This is a genomic window from Campylobacter sp. CFSAN093226 (assembly GCF_012897595.1).
Taxonomy (GTDB): domain Bacteria; phylum Campylobacterota; class Campylobacteria; order Campylobacterales; family Campylobacteraceae; genus Campylobacter_D; species Campylobacter_D jejuni.
Map to the genome: position 1 here is coordinate 795,460 of NZ_CP040608.1, position 16,725 is coordinate 812,184.

The following is a 16,725-nucleotide window of genomic DNA, read 5'->3' on the forward strand; positions in this document are numbered from 1 at the left end:
CAGAAAAATTTATACGGATATTTAATTTTACTTGGTTATAATACTTTTATGATATTTTTAATTTTTTCTTTCATTGTGTTATTGATTTTTGGCTTAGCAAATGTTTATATTTATAAAAGATTAATCAAGAAAATTACTCTTTTTAAGTATTTTTATAAAATTTTTTCCTTTATTTTTATTGTGCTTTTTTTAGCTCAAGCTGTGTTTTTAATATTTCGTAGAGATGAATATTTAAGTGATACTTGGTATGAAATTTTAGCCATGTTTTATGCGCCGACTTATTGTTTGTTTTTTATGACTTTAGCTTGGGATTTTGTTAAATTGATTTTAGCTCTTATGGGTAAAAGAGATAAAACATATAATCTTATTTTGCGTTTGATTTTTGAACTTTCTCTTATAGTTTTAAGTGTGTTTTTAATTTATGCAAGTATAAATAATGCTCTAAAAACACCTGAAGTAAAGAGTGTTGATGTTGAAATACCAAATCTTAAACAAGATTTAAAAATTGCCATGCTTACTGATATACATTTGGGTAAAAATTTGCATGAAAATTTTTTAGACAAGCTCATCACTAAAGTGAATTTGCAAAGTCCTGATATGGTTGTAATAGTAGGGGATCTGATTGATACTAATCCTAAAGATTTAAAAAATTACATCTCAAAACTTAATGATTTTAACTCCACTTACGGAACTTTTTATGCTTTGGGAAATCATGAGTATTATCATGGTATCAATGAAGTTTTGGATTTACTTAGAAAACATACTAATATGAAAATTTTAGTCAATCAAAATTTAGATTTGGGTTTTATAAATATTGCTGGACTTGGAGATTTAGCCGGACTTGATAGGGGTTTATATGCTCCTGATTTAGCAAGAATAAAAGTGGATTTAAATACAAGCAAAGCTAGTATTTTACTCACACATCAACCTAAAACAGCTTTGCTTTATGATTTAAGTGATTTTGATCTTGTTTTAAGTGGGCATACACATGGAGGGCAAATTTTCCCTTTTATGTTTTTAGTTAAACTTCAGCAAGGTTTTGTTTATGGGCTTTATGATTTAGGAGAAAAAACTAAGCTTTATGTGAGTAGTGGAGCAGGATTTTGGGGGCCAAGTCTTAGAGTTTTTGCTCCGAGTGAAATAGTGATTTTAAATTTAAAAGGAAAAAAATGAGTTTTTCAAAAGAAAGTTCGAGACTTTTTGGTTTTGTAGCGGGGATTAAATTTCCTAAAATGATACAAAAAGTTATTAATGAAAATTATGTTAAGTATTTTAATATCAATATGAGTGAATTTAAAGCTCCTTGTGAATATGAGAGTTTAAATGCTCTTTTTACAAGAACTTTACAAATTCCAAGAAAATTTGAAGAAGGTTTTATCAGTCCAAGTGATGGTAAAATTTTAGAGTGTGGAAGTACTTTTTTAGCAAATGAAGAACATTTTGCTTTTTCTATAAAAGGACATGCTTATAGCGTTGAGGAGCTTTTAAAAGATAGCTTTGAAAAAGATGAACTTAAAAATGGGCTTGATTATGTCAATATTTATCTTTCTCCAAAAGATTATCATCGTTATCACAGCCCTTGTGATATGCAAATTTTAAGTGCAACTTACACAAGTGGAGTGCTTTATAGCGTAAATGAAAAACATTTAGAATGCATTAGTAATTTATATGTAAAAAATGAAAGAGTGAGCTTGAAATGTCAAAATGAAAAAGGTATTTTTTGGCTTGTTTTTGTAGGAGCGCAAAATGTAGGAAAAATGCGTTTTAATTTTGATGCAAGCATACAAACCAATGCTAAAATTTCTCATAATTTTACTAGAAAATATGAAAATTTAAATTTCAAAAAAGGCGAAGAACTAGGAAATTTTGAGCTAGGTTCTACTATAGTTTTAATCTCTCAAAAAGGACTTTTAACTTTTAATTTAAAAGTAGGGCAGGGTATTAAATTTGGAGAAAAAATAGCGGATTAGTTTTTAGGAGTTTTATTTGCCATTTGATAGATAAAGGCAAAAACTTCAGCTACAGCTTTATACATATTAGGTGGAATTTCATCACCTAAGTCAAGCTTGCTTAAAATTTCTATTAAATCTTCATCTTCTTTAATAGGAACTCCGTGTTCCTTGGCTAAAGAAATAATTTTAGCAGCACTTTCTCCTTTGCCACTTGCAAGCACTTTTGGTGCAGAGTTTTTTTCTTTTTGATAGCCTAGAGCTACAGCTTTTTTAATCGATCTTTTGATTTTGCTCATACTTTTTTATCCATACCCATTTCAAGATCTAAATTTTTCATATTTCTAGTATCAAATTTACTTCTTATGATATCACCTACAAAGAAATTTGCACTTAAAAGTCCTGCTTTATTGATATTTCTTTTAAGCTCATGGGCATTTTCATAGATGGTTTTTCTAAATTCAATATTTTCTGCCATAATATTAATATCTATATATTTTTCATTATTTAAAGAAATAAGAATTTCTAAATCCCCAAGTTTTGCAAATTCGAGTTTAATCTGAGCAAAAAATTTGTCCTTTTTTCCGCGTCTAAACATAATTTTAGAATCATTTAAATCATCCCAAGAAAAAGGCAGATAAGTATTGATAGAATCATTAGCTAAAGACATAAGCTGATTGATTTCAATTTGCGCTAAAAGACGATTAGCTTGATTGTATACAGCTTCATTGCCTTCATTTTTAGCTAAATTTGAAATTTGCAAAAGTGTTGATTTTACATCATGATGTAAAGATTCAGCTATATCTTGTTCTGTTTTTGGTTTAATTTGCGCTAGATCTTTGATAGAAAGATTGAGTTTGTGTTCGAGATTTTTAAGTTCTGCTTGATTAAGCTTGGCATTTTGAGTATAGGGTTCAAGTTCTTTTAAGCTTTCATTAAGTCTACGAGAAAGATTGCTTAAATTTTTACTTAAATCTTGCACTTGTTCTAGATCTAAATTTTCTACATTAAATGCTAAATTTTTTACAATATTTTGTTTTATAAATTCCTGATTTTTAAAAATATTTTGCATAGTTTGGTTATTGTTAGATTGAATATTTTGAGTATTATTTAAATTTTGCGTATTGTTTGTGTTAGGATTTGAAGTGTTGGTATTTGTATTGATTGAAGTTTTGTTTTCTGTTTTTGTTTCATAAAATTTTGGATTTTCTTTGATATTTTCTTTTGATTTTTCTTGTTTTTCATCTTTAATTTTTTCTTGGTTTGGAGTAGAATTTTTTATATCATTGTCTGGCTTATTTTCTGTTTCATTATTTTGAATATCATTTTTTGTATCTTGGGTATCTTCTTCATGGGTTTTTATACCAGAATCTAAATTTTCATCTTCTTTTGATGCTTTTATATGTTTTTCTTCATCTTGGTTTTTTGTATTATGATTAAGTTTTTCTTCCTTGATATTTTCTTTGTTACTTAAAAGATTTTCTAAAATATTTTCTTTATCTTGTATTTTAGAAGCTTGATTGCCTAGTATATTTTTTAAAGTATTTTCAAGTTTTTCAAAGGCGGTAGCAGTTTGCTTAAGGATGTTTGGATCTTTTATCATTAAATTTTCTGGCTTATTAAGAGCTTTGAAAAAATCATTTTTGATGGAATTTAATTCTTTTAAAATTTTATTAGCTATAGGGGTGATTTTTTCTTGAGCATGACTGGGATTTTTACTTATATAATTTTTAAAATTTTCCAATTTAGAACTTAAATTTAAAAGTGCTTTAAAAGAACTTTGATTTAAAATTTGCTTATTTTCATTTTTGCTAGAATTAATAATATTTTTTAATTCTTTTAAAGTGTCTTTTGGGCTTAAATTTGTATTTGCAAGCTGGGCTATCTGAACGCTTAGTTTTTCGCTACTAAGACCTTTGATTGTACTTAAAAGAGAGTGAAAACTTTTGGGTAGTAATTCTTCGTTTAGGGCATCTTTTAATTTAGCTTCTAAAAATACGCCTGAATTTTTAAACAAAGGAGCTAAGTTATTGTTTTTTATTTCACTGGCAGGTTTTAAAATTTGATTTAATCTGTCTAAAACTTGTGTAAAAGTATCACTTTTTGCAAGTTCTGTACTTAAGATTTTTAATTCATTAGCAAAATTAGGAGCTAAATTTAAATTTTTTCCTTGTTTAAGCACAGGGGAATCGGGATTTTTTTGAGCATTGATTTGATCTAAAAGTTTATTAACAAGTTCTTTTAATTTGGTACCTGTTTCATTTTGAACAAATTTTGCTAGTATTTCCTCACTACTAGCGTCCTTGCTTAAACCTAAATTTTGCTTTAAAGCTTGTGCAAGTACTTCTTTTGGATTGTCTTTTAAATTTGTTTTATCTTTTGAAGCAGAGTTATCTACTTTTAAATCATTTTTTTGCGTATTGGCAATTTGACTTGCTAGTTGAGTATTAATCATCAAATATCACCATATTTCCAGGCTTTTTCTTAAATTTTTTATTTAAAATATTTGGTTTATTGATAGCAAAAAGAATTAAAAATGCTAAAGAAACTATATAAAACCATATAAAACCTTTGATTTCAAAATATTGCATTAAAAAACCTAAAATTAAAGGGCCAAACAAAGAGCCCAAAGAATAACAAAAAAGAACCCCACGACCTAACTCTACACCTTTATTTTTGCTTACTAAAACATCATTTGCTCTAGCAAGTGCTAAAGCATATAAGCAAAATATTCCTATACCAAGAGTAATTCCTAAAAAATATTGCATATATAAATGAAGTTTAAAAAAGATAAATATAAGCATAGTGATAAATCCTATGCTTGCACAAGTGATAATGGCAAATTTGCGACCAAGTTTGTCTGAAATAGTTCCTATGATGGTTTGTGCAATAAAACCACCTAAAACCCCACAAAATATAAAATAAGAAACCGCTTTTGTATCAAAACCTTGCAAAAGTATAAATAAAGATGCCATAGAAAAAAAGCCATTTATAAGCATTCCAGCTATAAAGCTTGTGACGATAGCTAAAGGAGCTATATCAAAAATTTTAGGTATAGAAATAGGACTTGATGCGGGTAAAACAGGTTCTTTGATTTTAATTAGATTTAAAGGTAAAGATGAAAGTAAAATTAAAGTTGCACTGAGAATAAATACACTATGTTTGCTCAAATTTAACGCTATGATTAAAACTCCAATACCAAACGCAAGATAAAAAACAATTTCATAAAAGCCTAAAATTCTAGATCGAATGGCATTTTTGCTTTTTTCATTAAGCCATGATTCTATGACCATTAAAAGTCCATAGTAGCAAATTCCTATGAAAAATCTTAAAATAGCCCAAAAAATAAGATTTTCGCTTACTGTATGAAGCATAGCTGAAATTCCAAAAATAGCACCAAATAGCCCAAAAGAGCGTATATGACCTATACGAGAAATAATTTTATGAGCACTGATAGTTCCAACAAGAGCGCCTACAAAAAAACAAGAACTTACTACTCCAACAGCTAAAGAACTTTCTCCGTTTTCTTTTAATATAACACCTATAGAGCTTACTATCAAGGCATTACCTGCAAATAAAAATGCCATACCAGCAAAAAGTGCTGTCATTGATTTAATAATTTTTTTTGGACTCATACTTTTTTATATATAAAATAAAAATAAACACACAAACTAGCAAGGATGAAATTCCACAAATATAAGCAAAGATATCTAATTTATCTTGGCGATGTAAAAATAAAAATCCAGCAACCAATATCACATAAGCCATCAATTTAAAGAGAGTAAAAAACATAGTAAAAAAATGGATTTTCTCTTTAATATTTGGCTTTAAATCGTCTTTTAGAACTTTAAAATGAATAATTTTTGATAAATTTTGTTTTTTTTTAATAAAAAGTGATGAAATGAAATTAAAATCTTTTTCATAATTTTTTGATTTTTTTATAATGACTTTTTTATAATTTAAATAAGAAGTAAAAATAATCAATAAAACACTAAAAAAAGCTATTTCATAGCTTAAAAATGTATCTAATTTAAAATGATTTAACGATGAAAATATGATCCAAAAAAATAAATGAATAATGGCAAAAATACAAAATAGAGCTTTTTTATGTTCCATTATTTGTTCTTTTCTTTTTGAATTTTTTCTTTGATCAACTCATCTCTTTCTTTAAATTCTTCATAGCTTTTTACTTGAACTTTATAAGCTTTATAAACATTAAGTATAGCAGCACTGATCCCCCAAAAAACTCCAAGCCAAAAAAGCCAAGGATAAGGAGTAAATTTTTTAAGCAAATATCCTATTCCCACACCTATAAATACAGCAACAACCATAGAAATGCCAAGACTTAAACCATCCGCAGCTTCAAGAGTTTTGCGAATGATTTTTTGTCTTTTGCTGTTGGAATTTTCTAAGTGATTTTTTTCTTCTTTTAAAATATTGCTCATATTCTTTTAAAGCTTTCCCTAACAGCCTCTAATGTTGTATCTATAATTTTATCATCCATTTTTGAACATATAAAGCCTGTTTCAAATTGAGAAGGTGCTAAATAAATTCCATTTTCAAGCATATTTTTGTGAAATTTTGAAAATAATGCTAGATCAGATTTTAATGCATCTTGGTAGTTTGATACAGGATCTTTGGTGAAAAAGTATCCAAACATAGAACCTACATGACAAGCTTGCAGCGGAAGTCCTTTTTCATCTGCTAATTTTTTCATTCCTTGTGTAAGTTTTTTTGCTAATTTTCCAAGTTTGTCATAAAGCTTGGTTTTCTTTTTGGCTTTTGTAAGACTTGCTATACCTGCAGCCATTGCCAAAGGATTTCCACTTAAAGTTCCTGCTTGATAAACTCCACCCAAAGGACTTAAAATATCCATAATTTCAGCTCTAGAAGCAAATGCTGCTGCAGGTAGACCGCCTCCTATTACCTTACCAAAAGTAATTATATCTGCTTGGATATGATTGATTCCATAGGAACCAAGGTAAGATGCTCTATATCCACTCATTACTTCATCAAAAATCAGCAGAGTTTGATTGTTTTTACAGATCTTAGCAAGTTCTTCTAAAAAATCTTGTTTAGCTGGAACTAACCCCATATTTCCAGCAATAGGCTCAATGATAATACATGCAATATCTTTATTTTTTTCAAAAAGCTCTTTAACGCTATTTATATCATTATATTTAGCTACTAAAGTGTGTTTAGCTACATCTTCTAAAACACCCAAAGAACTAGGAGAGTTAAAAGTAGCAGCACCACTTCCTGTACTCACTAATAATGAATCAGAATGCCCGTGATAACATCCTTCAAATTTTAAAATTTTATCTTTTTTAGTAAAACCACGGGCAAGACGAATAGCACTCATGGTTGCTTCTGTTCCACTGCTTACAAAGCGGATCTTTTCTAAATGAGGAAAATCAGATAAAACAAGCTTGGCAAGTTCAGTTTCTAATAAAGTTGGAGCTCCAAAACTTGAACCTTTATGAAGTGCTTTTTGACAAGCTTTTTGTATATCTTTATCACAATGTCCAAAAAGTAAAGGCCCCCAGCTTTGAACATAGTCTATATAAGAATTTCCATCTATATCGAAAATATAAGCACCTTTTCCATGAGAAATAAATTTTGGCTCACTTTGAACATTTGCAAAAGCACGAACTGGAGAATTTACACCACCTGCGATGAATTTACACGCTTCTTTAAAAGCTTTTTTGTTTGTCATTTTTCTTCCTTGCTAAATTGCTTGATGTAATTATATAAAGTTACAATTTCATCATTTGTTAAAGAGTAATTTGGCATGATTGATTTTGCGTCTTTACTCTGATTAAGAGAATTTTTAAAATTTTCAAAACTAAGATTTTGTATACTTGGAACTTTATAAGCTGTTTTAATACCATTTTTCATATAATATCCTAAAATTTGTTCGCTTCCATTTGCTCCATGACATTCTTTACAACTAATGCCCCTTGGATTTTCATAAAGCATTTTAGAGTATTCTTTAAGAGTGATAAAATCAGCACCAAAAAGACTGATACTAAATAAAAAAAACATTAAGACAATTTTCAAAGTTTCACCTTGTTAATGAAGTTTTAATATGATACAATTTTTACTTTAAAAAAGTGATTAAATTTATAGAAGGAAAATAATGACTTTGCTTGATGGTAAAGCTTTAAGCGCAAAAATCAAAGAAGAATTAAAAGAAAAAAATCAATTTTTGAAAAGCAAAGGGATTGAAAGCTGTTTAGCTGTTATCTTGGTTGGAGATGATCCTGCAAGTCAAACTTATGTAAAATCTAAGGCTAAAGCCTGTGAAGAATGTGGAATTAAATCTTTAGTTTATTATCTTAATGAAAATACTACACAAAATGAACTTTTGGCATTGATTAATACCTTAAATCACGATGATAGTGTTCATGGAATTTTGGTTCAACTTCCCTTACCTGATCATATTTGTAAAGATTTAATACTTGAAAGCATTATAAGTAGTAAAGATGTTGATGGCTTTCATCCTATTAATGTAGGATATTTAAATTTAGGCTTAGAAAGTGGGTTTTTGCCTTGTACTCCACTTGGAGTTATGAAGCTTTTGAAGGCTTATGAAATTGATTTAGAAGGAAAAGACGCTGTTATTATAGGTGCTTCAAATATAGTAGGTCGTCCTATGGCTACTATGCTTTTAAACGCTGGAGCTACAGTAAGCGTTTGTCATATTAAAACCAAAGATTTGAGCCTTTATACTAGGCAAGCTGATTTGATTATAGTAGCAGCAGGTTGTGTGAATTTACTTCGATCGGATATGGTAAAAGAAGGAGTGATTGTTGTTGATGTTGGAATCAATCGTCTTGAAAGTGGAAAGATAGTTGGAGATGTAGATTTTGAAGAGGTATCTAAAAAATCTAGTTATATAACTCCTGTTCCAGGTGGAGTAGGTCCTATGACTATAGCCATGCTTTTAGAAAACACAGTTAAATCTGCTAAAAATAGACTTAATTAGGGAAAATCTATGGAAATTTTAAAGAAATTATATAAATTTTCACAGTCTTGGACTGGAACTGTAGTTATTGTTCTTTTGGTGATTTTTTTCTTTATACAAGCTTTTGTTATTCCTTCTGGTTCTATGAAAAACACCTTATTAGTAGGGGATTTTTTATTTGTTAAAAAATTTAGCTATGGTATCCCAACTCCTCATATTCCTTGGTTGGAAATTCCTGTTTTGCCGGATTTTAATAAAGATGGGCATTTGATAAAAGCACAAGGGCCGCAAAGAGGAGATATAGTTGTTTTTAGAAATCCTAGAAATGAAAAAGAACACTTTGTAAAGCGTTGTGTAGGCACAGGAGGAGATAGGATAGTTTATGCAAATAAAACACTTTATGTAAGAATGCATGAGGGTGATGAATTTATGAAAGAACATTATCCGAATGATCTTGTTACTCTTGGAGGGCAAATTTATGTAAAAGAACCTTATAAACAAAAAGGTATTCATTATGATCCAAAAAAAGATATAGAAAGCGATATTTTACGCTTTCTTAGCATAGGTGATTTTGCCATGTCTCCAGCTTATATTAAAGAACTTGGAAATCATATAGGTTTTAGCGGCGGAAATGCTTATGTTTTTGATGTACCTGAAAATGAGTATTTCATGATGGGTGATAATCGCGATTATTCTTATGATAGTCGTTTTTGGGGTTCTGTTCCTTATAGGTTGATAGTAGGTAAACCTTGGTTTGTATATTTCTCTTGGGATAAAGATAAAAATGTTCGCTGGGAAAGGATAGGGCGTTTTGTTGATACCTTGGAAAATGATGAACAATATATCCATGATCATGATGATGAGGATAAATTAAGCTAATGTTTGTGAAAAACACAAACATTATATTTTTAAAAGCGTGATTTCATCACCTTTTTTTAATTCACTCGTATTTTCTTCGCTTATAAGCAAAAACTCACTTTTAATAAGTGGAAGTATCATACCAGAGCCAAATTTGTTTTCGTTAAATGGTGTAAAAATACCTTTTTCTAAATTTCCTAAAATGAGATTATTTCTTCCGCTTTTAAGTTTTAAATCCATACCCATTTTGCCATAAAATGTTAAAGGATTGTCTAGGTTTCCACTTAATAAATTAATGATTTTTTTAGCAAAAATAAAACAAGAAAGATAAGCTGCCATAGGGTTTCCTGGTAAAATCAATACGAAATTTTCACCTTTTCTATAAAGCTTAGTAGGTCTTGCAGGGCGTGCTTTTAAACCTTTAAAAAGCGGAGTAAAGCCTAATTCATCTAAAGCTTTTTCCATAAAATCAGCCTCGCCAACGCTTGCACCTCCTGAAGTGATTAAAAGATCAAAATTTGTATTTTCTAAAGCCTCTTTAGTGCTTTTAAAATCATCTTTGATAATACCCAAATAAGAAGCATTTTGAAGCATAGTTAGTAAAGGCAAAGCATTGGCATTATAAATACTTTCTTCATCGCATTCTTGCCAAGGTTCTTTTAGCTCATTTCCACTTGAAAAAATACCTATGCGAATTTTTCTTATGACTTCTATTTTATAAAGCCCTTGAGAAGCAAGCAGGGCGATATGTTTATCATTAAGTTTGGTGCCTTTTTGAAGTAAAATTTCACCTTTTTTTAATTCTTCGCCTTTATAGCGATAGGCATTGTATTGTTTAGGGGTTTTTTTAATGATGAGTTTATTTTCTTCTATATACTCATCTTCTAACATTAAGATAGTATCAGCATTTTTGGGCATTTTAGCCCCTGTCATGATTTTATAGCATTCATTCTTAGCAACTGTATAAAAATTTTTATCTCCTGCAAAAATAGTCCCTTTAATCTCCAAAGCCTCATTGATATCAGTATAATTAAAAGCATAGCCATCAAGAGCAGCATTGTCAAAACTAGGTAGATTTTTTCTAGCGTATAAATCTTTAGCTAAAATTCTATCCTTTGCTTTTTCAAGGCTAATAAGCTCACTTTCATCTAAACATGAAATTTGATTTTCTAAGTCTTTTAAGGTTTCAAAGATATTTTTCATTCTTCAAGCCTTGTGATTTTCACACCCAAATCTTTAAATTTTTCTTCTAAATTTTCATAACCCCTATCAAGATGGTAAATTCTATGGACTTTGCTTGTACCTTTAGCTGCAAGAGCTGCTAAGATAAGGGCTGAAGAAGCGCGCAAATCTGTAGCCATGACATCAGCAGCGTTAAGTTCTTTTCCGCCTACTATGGTAGCAATATGACCATTGAGTTTAATATCCGCACCCATTCTTAAAAGTTCACTTACATGCATGAAACGATTTTCAAATAGTCTTTCATCAATAATACTAGTTCCATTAGCTTTTAAAGCTAGTGCCATAAACTGCGCTTGCATATCGGTTGGAAAGCCTGGATATTCACTTGTCATGATTTCTACAGGTTTAATTTCTTTAGCAGGAAGTAGGGCGATACTATCTTCTGCAATCAAAGTTTCAAAACCCATTTGATGAAGTTTTGCTAAAACTGCACTAAGATGAGTGGCGTTAACGTTATCTAAAGTAATTTTAGAATTTGTAATAGCCCCTGCACAAAGATAAGTTCCTGCCTCAATTCTATCAGGTATAACGCTAAATTCTTTAAATTCTAAAAGTTCTCCATCACTACCATAAATTTCAAGTTCATCTGTACCTATGCCTTTGATTTCAAGTCCTGCGTCTTTTAAAACTTCGCAAAGTTGAACTACTTCGGGTTCTTTTGCAACATTTAAGAGTTTGGTTTTACCTTTAGCTAGAGCTGCTGCCATGATGATGTTTTCACTACCTGTAACCGTGATTTTATCAAAAAGAATTTCATTGCCTTTTAAATTTCCACTAGCTACGACATAGCCTTGTTTGATTTGTATATTTGCCCCCATTTTTTCTAAGGCTAAAAGATGTAAATCAATAGGTCTTTGTCCTATGGCACATCCACCAGGCAAAGATACTTCACAATGCCCAAAACGAGCAAGCAAAGGCCCTAGAGTAAGTATAGAAGCACGCATTTTACGCACAATGTCATATTTAGCTATGGTTTGATTAAGAGTGTTTGTGTTTAATAAAGCACTATTGTTTTGAAAATTGACTTTAGCTCCTAAATTTTCTAGCAAAGATATAAGAGTTTTTATATCAGCAACATTAGGAACATTGTTGATTTTTACTTCGTTTTTAGCAAGTATGCTTGAAACGATCAAGGGTAGGGCGGCATTTTTTGCCCCGCTTATTGCAACATTTCCGCTTAGATGATTTGTGCCTTCGATTTCTAGATAAGTCATATTTTTCCTTGAAAAAGTTTAAAAATGCACCATTATAGCATTCTTAAACTTTTGAAAAAATATAATCAAGCTTGTTGGCTTTGGAGTTCTTGAATTTGAGCTTGAATTACATCTGCTTGAGATATTAGCACATCAATTTGTTTTTGAAATGTCGTTTTCATTTGTTCGTTAGCGTTTGTCATTTTTTGAGTAAGTTCTGCAATTTTAGCTAAAATTTCAGCTAATTTTGCTATTAAAGCCTCTAATGCGGGATTTCCGCCACCTTTGCTACTTTGAATGGAATTTTGGTCTTTGTGGTTTTCTATTTTTTCTTGACTTACTTTGATTTCATATTCTTTTTCATTTTTTGAATTTGCTTGACTTAAACTTCTTGCTTCATCTGAAATTTGAATTTTAACCACATTGTCACTATGAACATTACTTGCCAAATCATTGTTTTTGTTTATTTGTGTTTGATAATTGCTAAAATTTTTTGTCAAAGTATCTATTTTCATCTTAAATCTTTTTAAATTAATTTATATTGTTATCGGTTTTTTTATTTATAAATTTATATTAATGATAATTATTTTAAGGATATTTTATTTTAGATTTTCATATTTATATTTTAAATGCAAAAAAGACTAAAGTTTCATAAAGTTTTTAAGTATTTTTTTGCCTTTTTGAGTTAAAACCGCTTCAGGGTGAAATTGCAATCCATAAATAGGATATTTTTTATGTTTAATTGCCATAATAATATTTTCTGAATTATGAGCTAAAATTTTGCATTTTTCAGGCATGGAACTAATGTGTAAAGAATGATATAAGCAAATTTCAATTTCTTTTTTAATACCCTTAAAAATAGGATCTTTTTTAAAATAAAGTTTAGAAATTTTACCATGCATGGGATTTTGCATTTTAGAAACCCTACCGCCAAAAATTTCAGCTATACACTGATGTCCTAAACATATACCTAAAATTTTTTTATTTTTTTTAAAATATTTGATTGCTTTTAAGCTTAATTTAGATTCCTTAGGAGAATGAGGGCCAGGAGAGATGATAAGATGAGTGAAATCAAATTTTTCTAATTCTTTAGCTTTTTTAAAGGCATCATTTTTTATCACTTTACATTCAAAACCAAGTTCTTTAAGATAATAGATGATGGTATAACTAAAAGAATCATAATTATCTATAAATAAAATTTTCTTCATTGTAATTTTACCTTTTTTAAACCACGCACGGAATTAATACAATAAATATTTTCTGCTTCAAATAAATCTTGTTTAAATAATGCTTTTTCTTTTATCAAACCAAGATTGATTAAGAAATTTCTATATACTCCATTTAACATACCGCTTTGAATTTGTGGAGTATAAAATTGAGAGTTTTTTTCTAAGATGAGATTGGTTCTTGAGCCTTCGCAAAGTTCATCTTTTTCGTTAAAAAAAGCTATGTCATAACACAAGTTTTGCTGCCATTTGTATGAGTGTTGATTATAAAAAGTACGCAAAGAGCTTTTGTGATAGAGATTGTCACTTTTTGAGTTAATTTTATCATCACTTAAAAGCAAAATATCGTTTGAATTTTGCTTTAAGGCACTTTGTTGAAATTCGTATCTTCCGTCTTTGTATAAAATAAGCTTTAAAATTCCTTCTTTATGTGGATTTTTAAAGGGTAGGGGAAAATTATAAAATAAAGAGTGTTTTTTGTGGAAAATTTTTTCATCGAGTTTAAAAAGTGTAAAATTTTGATATTTTTTATGAGAACTTTTTTGATTTAAAACATTATAAAAATCTTTAAAGAGCTTGTGAGTGTTAAAATTAAATTTAAGAGCTGAATTTATAAGCCTTAATAAATGTTCTTTTAAAAATAAAATTTGAGAATTTTTAAAATACATGGTTTCAAAAAGATGAAAATCACAAGGATTTAAGATTGCACTTTTAAGTTTTAATTCTTCAAATTCATCTTTAAATTTTGAGTCCCAAACCAAGCCGCTACCCGTGCTATAAGTATAAATTTCATCTTGTTTTTCTAAGGTGCGTATGGCTACGCTACATTTATTTTTATTTTTGTGTATTAAACCTATAGTTCCGCAGTAAATACCACGATCTCTTTGTTCTAATTCTTCAATAAATTTAATGCTTTCAAGCTTTGGAGCACCTGTAATAGAACCACAAGGAAAGAGAGCTTTAAAAATTTGATATAAAGAAATATTTTTTTTAAGTTTTCCTTGTACGCTTGAAGTCATTTGATGTAAAGTAGGGTGACTTTGAATTTCAAAAAGTTTGGTTTTTAAGCTTTTTTTTGTGATGATTTTTGAAAGATCGTTGCGTAAAAGATCACAAATCATAACATTTTCACTCAGATTTTTTGTATCATTTTGCAAGAAAATTTTATTTTCTTCATCTTTTATAGGATCTTTATCACGCTTAATTGTGCCTTTCATAGGTTTTGTAAATATTTTTCTTTTTTTGGTCTTGAAGAAAAGTTCAGGTGAGAAGGACAAAATTTCTCTTGTTTCATCTTTTATAAAAGCTTTAAATTCAGTATCTTGTCTAGAAAGTAAAAGTTTAAAAAGTTCAAAAGAATCCATTTTGCTATGAAATTTAAAATTTTGAGTGAGGTTGATTTGATAAACTCTTCCTTTGGAGATTGCCTCTTTAACCTTGATGAAATTTTCTTTGTAATTATCTTGATCTAAAAAATTTATAAATTCAGGAATAAATTTTTCTTCATCAATATCTTCTTTTTGAAATTTTTTTCTTTTTTTAAAAGCAAATACAGACAAATAAGCCTTTTTGCTTGTGAAATTTTTATCTTGAAAATATCTATATAGTTCATAATCAGTAAGCATTAAAATATAAAAATCATTTTTATATTTCTCTATAAATTTAAAGCATTTTTTACTTTCTTTGTGGTTAAAGGCTTTTAAAGTGTGTTTTAAATCATGGTAAAAATATTTACCAAAAACAGCATAGTTTTCAAGAGTCACTTAATTCCTTTGCAACCTGTGCGGCAAGTTTTAATTTATCATTATCAAAATGAGTGTAAATTCTTGAGGTATTTAAACTTGCATGCCCTAAAGCTTCTTGAACTAAAACTAAATCTTTTTGCTTTTTATAAAGCAGGGTGGCAAAAGTATGACGCAACATATGAGCACCATTTTTTTGTTTGCGAATTCCTGCGCGAAATAAAAGCTGTTCTACTATGCGACTGACATAAGATTGAGTCAGTGGAGTGCCTTTTTTATTGACAAAAAGTAGGGCGTCTTTACTTATATAATTAATACTTACATTTTTAAGCAAATCGTAAATAAGTTCTTTTTTTATCATTACAACACGATATTTATTGCCTTTAGCTCTTATTCTTATGATATAAAGATCGTTTTCTTCGCTAATATCACCCATTTTGATATTGATAGCTTCACTTACCCGTATGCCTGTAAAAATGATGATTTTAATAATAAGTTTATTGCGTATGGTATTGTTTTTAAAATCTGCATTTTCAATAGCATCAAGAAATTTTTTAAGCTCTTCTTTACTCATAAATTCAGGTAATTTTACCCCTTTAGAACCTGCTATACCTGCCCAGTTTTTAAGATTGATATCGAAAATATGTGCTTTTTCATCTTCTTCATTTTGCTTGTCTAAAAAATCAAAAAAATTAATCACAGCAATACGGTAATTTTTTTTGCTTGCATCTGATAAAGCACCTGTTATACTTGCTAAAACTTCTACAATAAGTTCTTCATCAATCTGTTTTAAAGAGTAAAGCTTATAAAAATTTAAATATTCAAATACTTTTTTTAAAGGATTAAAATAAGTATTAACTCCACTTAAACCAGCATTTCTTGCTTTTTTTGCTAGAGCGTCAAGTTCATCAATATTTTTTACACCTTTTGTAAGAGCAAAATTAACTTCTGCTAAAGCTTGTGGATTTTTTAACTCTTTGTTAGATAGTGAGTTGAGTTTAAATTTTACATATTTTGCTAACCAAAATAAGAATGATTTTTCAAAATTTTCTTCACAATCTAAAGGGTATTTCATAAAAACTTTTCCTAAATCTAAAATTTTAGCTTTTTAACTAGAAAAGGTATTTTAGTATTAACTTAGTAAAAAAAAGCTTTTTTAGGAAAAAGTTTGTTTTTATATGCAAGGCAAAAAGATTAAAATATTTTTATTAAATAAATCTTATATCAATCATAAAAAGATATGATAAAAGGTAAAAATATATAAAATTTATAATTTTGTATTGAAAACTGTAATTTTCAAACTTTTTTATATACACCTAGATTATTCTACTTTGATATAGATTAAGCTACTATTTTTACATACTTTTATGATTTTACCTTTTGAGTGAAATAAACTTATCCATAAAATATAATGTAAAAAATTGATAATTTTATTTCGTAAATTAAAATTATATTTTACTTTTCTTGAAAACTATAAAGAATATTTAAAAATTAAATTATTTTATATTATTATCAAAATATACATAAAAATGATAACTTGTGCATTAA

General features: G+C 28.7%; 17 protein-coding genes. 4 read left to right on the plus strand and 13 right to left on the minus strand.

Going from position 1 to position 16,725, the window contains the following annotated elements; genetic code table 11:
- Nucleotides 1–48 precede the first annotated feature (48 nt).
- Nucleotides 49–1,173: a metallophosphoesterase gene (locus tag FBF02_RS04150; RefSeq protein WP_002852430.1), complete on the plus strand. Its 1,125-nt coding sequence runs from the start codon at nt 49–51 to the stop codon at nt 1,171–1,173.
- A complete protein-coding gene (locus FBF02_RS04155) occupies nt 1,170–1,970 on the plus strand; it encodes a phosphatidylserine decarboxylase (RefSeq protein WP_002858754.1) in 801 nt (266 codons plus the stop codon). The genes FBF02_RS04150 and FBF02_RS04155 overlap by 4 nt, the downstream gene beginning before the upstream one ends.
- Here FBF02_RS04155 and FBF02_RS04160 read toward each other — a convergent pair.
- From FBF02_RS04160 to FBF02_RS04190, 7 genes are read right to left on the minus strand one after another with little or no spacing between them, the layout of a single operon-like run.
- Nucleotides 1,967–2,248, minus strand: coding sequence for a FlhB-like flagellar biosynthesis protein (locus FBF02_RS04160; protein ID WP_002852641.1), 282 nt, complete (start codon nt 2,246–2,248; stop codon nt 1,967–1,969). The genes FBF02_RS04155 and FBF02_RS04160 overlap by 4 nt on opposite strands.
- Nucleotides 2,245–4,404 carry a flagellar hook-length control protein FliK gene (locus FBF02_RS04165; protein WP_021034215.1) on the minus strand — a complete coding sequence of 720 codons (2,160 nt, stop codon included), beginning with the start codon at nt 4,402–4,404 and terminating at the stop codon, nt 2,245–2,247. Before FBF02_RS04165 ends, FBF02_RS04160 begins: the two co-directional genes overlap by 4 nt.
- Nucleotides 4,397–5,584, minus strand: a complete 1,188-nt coding sequence (locus tag FBF02_RS04170; protein ID WP_002916132.1) for an MFS transporter — start codon at nt 5,582–5,584, stop codon at nt 4,397–4,399. Before FBF02_RS04170 ends, FBF02_RS04165 begins: the two co-directional genes overlap by 8 nt.
- The gene (locus FBF02_RS04175) at nt 5,562–6,065 is read right to left on the minus strand and encodes a membrane protein (RefSeq protein ID WP_002852497.1); all 504 of its coding nucleotides are present in this window, start codon (nt 6,063–6,065) and stop codon (nt 5,562–5,564) included. Before FBF02_RS04175 ends, FBF02_RS04170 begins: the two co-directional genes overlap by 23 nt.
- The gene (locus FBF02_RS04180) at nt 6,065–6,394 is read right to left on the minus strand and encodes an AtpZ/AtpI family protein (protein WP_002852414.1); all 330 of its coding nucleotides are present in this window, start codon (nt 6,392–6,394) and stop codon (nt 6,065–6,067) included. Before FBF02_RS04180 ends, FBF02_RS04175 begins: the two co-directional genes overlap by 1 nt.
- Nucleotides 6,391–7,665: a glutamate-1-semialdehyde 2,1-aminomutase gene (gene hemL, locus FBF02_RS04185; protein WP_168940572.1), complete on the minus strand. Its 1,275-nt coding sequence runs from the start codon at nt 7,663–7,665 to the stop codon at nt 6,391–6,393. The genes FBF02_RS04180 and hemL overlap by 4 nt, the downstream gene beginning before the upstream one ends.
- Nucleotides 7,662–8,009, minus strand: coding sequence for a c-type cytochrome (locus tag FBF02_RS04190; RefSeq protein ID WP_002858771.1), 348 nt, complete (start codon nt 8,007–8,009; stop codon nt 7,662–7,664). The genes hemL and FBF02_RS04190 overlap by 4 nt, the downstream gene beginning before the upstream one ends.
- 79 nt (nt 8,010–8,088) lie before the next feature.
- On the opposite strand from FBF02_RS04190, the gene folD reads away from it, so the two are divergent.
- Together folD and lepB are read left to right on the plus strand one after the other, a co-directional pair.
- Nucleotides 8,089–8,937 (plus strand): bifunctional methylenetetrahydrofolate dehydrogenase/methenyltetrahydrofolate cyclohydrolase FolD, encoded by an 849-nt coding sequence (gene folD, locus FBF02_RS04195; protein WP_002858768.1) that lies wholly within the window; start codon nt 8,089–8,091, stop codon nt 8,935–8,937.
- Nucleotides 8,938–8,946: 9 nt separating this feature from the next.
- Nucleotides 8,947–9,795, plus strand: coding sequence for a signal peptidase I (gene lepB / locus FBF02_RS04200; protein WP_002852457.1), 849 nt, complete (start codon nt 8,947–8,949; stop codon nt 9,793–9,795).
- Nucleotides 9,796–9,816: 21 nt separating this feature from the next.
- On the opposite strand, the gene FBF02_RS04205 is transcribed toward lepB, so the two are convergent.
- The 6 genes from FBF02_RS04205 to FBF02_RS04230 all read right to left on the minus strand — a co-directional run bounded on the left by FBF02_RS04205 (nt 9,817) and on the right by FBF02_RS04230 (nt 16,252).
- Nucleotides 9,817–10,977, minus strand: a complete 1,161-nt coding sequence (locus tag FBF02_RS04205; RefSeq protein ID WP_002852443.1) for a molybdopterin molybdotransferase MoeA — start codon at nt 10,975–10,977, stop codon at nt 9,817–9,819.
- Entirely contained in the window at nt 10,974–12,230 is a 1,257-nt protein-coding gene (murA, locus tag FBF02_RS04210) for a UDP-N-acetylglucosamine 1-carboxyvinyltransferase (protein WP_002852514.1), read from the minus strand. Before murA ends, FBF02_RS04205 begins: the two co-directional genes overlap by 4 nt.
- A 65-nt stretch (nt 12,231–12,295) precedes the next feature.
- Nucleotides 12,296–12,724 (minus strand): flagellum-secreted nonflagellar protein FspA2, encoded by a 429-nt coding sequence (fspA2, locus tag FBF02_RS04215; protein ID WP_002858761.1) that lies wholly within the window; start codon nt 12,722–12,724, stop codon nt 12,296–12,298.
- Between the two features lie 126 nt (nt 12,725–12,850).
- The gene (locus tag FBF02_RS04220; protein WP_002852589.1) at nt 12,851–13,417 is read right to left on the minus strand and encodes an aminodeoxychorismate/anthranilate synthase component II; all 567 of its coding nucleotides are present in this window, start codon (nt 13,415–13,417) and stop codon (nt 12,851–12,853) included.
- Nucleotides 13,414–15,198 carry a bifunctional anthranilate synthase component I family protein/aminotransferase class IV gene (locus FBF02_RS04225; RefSeq protein WP_002852546.1) on the minus strand — a complete coding sequence of 595 codons (1,785 nt, stop codon included), beginning with the start codon at nt 15,196–15,198 and terminating at the stop codon, nt 13,414–13,416. The genes FBF02_RS04220 and FBF02_RS04225 overlap by 4 nt, the downstream gene beginning before the upstream one ends.
- Complete coding sequence (locus FBF02_RS04230; RefSeq protein ID WP_002852607.1) at nt 15,188–16,252, minus strand: tyrosine-type recombinase/integrase; 1,065 nt, start codon at nt 16,250–16,252, stop codon at nt 15,188–15,190. Before FBF02_RS04230 ends, FBF02_RS04225 begins: the two co-directional genes overlap by 11 nt.
- Nucleotides 16,253–16,725 lie beyond the last annotated feature (473 nt).

What these genes read in the sequence shown, in the direction of transcription:
- FBF02_RS04150 (WP_002852430.1), top strand. Translation starts at nt 49, where the DNA reads ATGATATTTTTAATTTTTTCTTTCATTGTGTTATTGATTTTTGGCTTA.
- FBF02_RS04155 (WP_002858754.1), top strand. Translation starts at nt 1,170, where the DNA reads ATGAGTTTTTCAAAAGAAAGTTCGAGACTTTTTGGTTTTGTAGCGGGG.
- FBF02_RS04160 (WP_002852641.1), bottom strand. Translation starts at nt 2,248, where the DNA reads ATGAGCAAAATCAAAAGATCGATTAAAAAAGCTGTAGCTCTAGGCTAT.
- FBF02_RS04165 (WP_021034215.1), bottom strand. Translation starts at nt 4,404, where the DNA reads ATGATTAATACTCAACTAGCAAGTCAAATTGCCAATACGCAAAAAAAT.
- FBF02_RS04170 (WP_002916132.1), bottom strand. Translation starts at nt 5,584, where the DNA reads ATGAGTCCAAAAAAAATTATTAAATCAATGACAGCACTTTTTGCTGGT.
- FBF02_RS04175 (WP_002852497.1), bottom strand. Translation starts at nt 6,065, where the DNA reads ATGGAACATAAAAAAGCTCTATTTTGTATTTTTGCCATTATTCATTTA.
- FBF02_RS04180 (WP_002852414.1), bottom strand. Translation starts at nt 6,394, where the DNA reads ATGAGCAATATTTTAAAAGAAGAAAAAAATCACTTAGAAAATTCCAAC.
- hemL (WP_168940572.1), bottom strand. Translation starts at nt 7,665, where the DNA reads ATGACAAACAAAAAAGCTTTTAAAGAAGCGTGTAAATTCATCGCAGGT.
- folD (WP_002858768.1), top strand. Translation starts at nt 8,089, where the DNA reads ATGACTTTGCTTGATGGTAAAGCTTTAAGCGCAAAAATCAAAGAAGAA.
- lepB (WP_002852457.1), top strand. Translation starts at nt 8,947, where the DNA reads ATGGAAATTTTAAAGAAATTATATAAATTTTCACAGTCTTGGACTGGA.
- FBF02_RS04205 (WP_002852443.1), bottom strand. Translation starts at nt 10,977, where the DNA reads ATGAAAAATATCTTTGAAACCTTAAAAGACTTAGAAAATCAAATTTCA.
- murA (WP_002852514.1), bottom strand. Translation starts at nt 12,230, where the DNA reads ATGACTTATCTAGAAATCGAAGGCACAAATCATCTAAGCGGAAATGTT.
- fspA2 (WP_002858761.1), bottom strand. Translation starts at nt 12,724, where the DNA reads ATGAAAATAGATACTTTGACAAAAAATTTTAGCAATTATCAAACACAA.
- FBF02_RS04220 (WP_002852589.1), bottom strand. Translation starts at nt 13,417, where the DNA reads ATGAAGAAAATTTTATTTATAGATAATTATGATTCTTTTAGTTATACC.
- FBF02_RS04230 (WP_002852607.1), bottom strand. Translation starts at nt 16,252, where the DNA reads ATGAAATACCCTTTAGATTGTGAAGAAAATTTTGAAAAATCATTCTTA.